Origin of the sequence: Streptomyces sp. SM1, assembly GCF_002910825.1 — a bacterium.
Lineage (GTDB): Bacteria > Actinomycetota > Actinomycetes > Streptomycetales > Streptomycetaceae > Streptomyces > Streptomyces okerensis.
The window spans coordinates 1-353 of the sequence record NZ_NEUB01000090.1 but is presented as its reverse complement, the minus strand read 5'-3'; the positions used below and the strand labels follow the sequence as shown (position 1 = coordinate 353).

The window sequence follows — 353 nt, the reverse complement described above, 5'->3', positions numbered from 1 at the left end:
CCGCTTGTCGGCGAGGATCTCGCCGAGCACCGCGTCGTCGTCGCAGCGGAGGTACGCCGAGGCGGCACCGACCCGCAGGTGTCCGTGCCTGCGGGCCACGTCGTCGATCAGATAGGCCAACGGCTGCGGCACCGGCGTACGGGAGTGCGCGGCGAGGAAGGCGTGCAGGTCGGCGGCCGCCTGCCCGGCGTCCAGGGCGCGCCGCACCGAGCCCGGCGTGAACCGGTAGACCGTCGCGCCACCCTTCGATTCCACGTCCGCGAGAACCCCCAGCATGTCGGCGAGCGGCCGCTCCAGCGGGCCCGGCGCGACCGCCGTCAGATCGGCCTGGAGCAGGACGTGGTCCAGCGGTT

1 protein-coding gene is annotated in these 353 nt (G+C 74.2%); it reads right to left on the bottom strand.

Translation table 11 applies throughout. From position 1 onward, the window contains the following. A partial coding sequence (locus B9S61_RS02070) for a helicase-associated domain-containing protein (protein WP_181007196.1) occupies window positions 1-353 on the bottom strand: 353 nt, incomplete at both ends.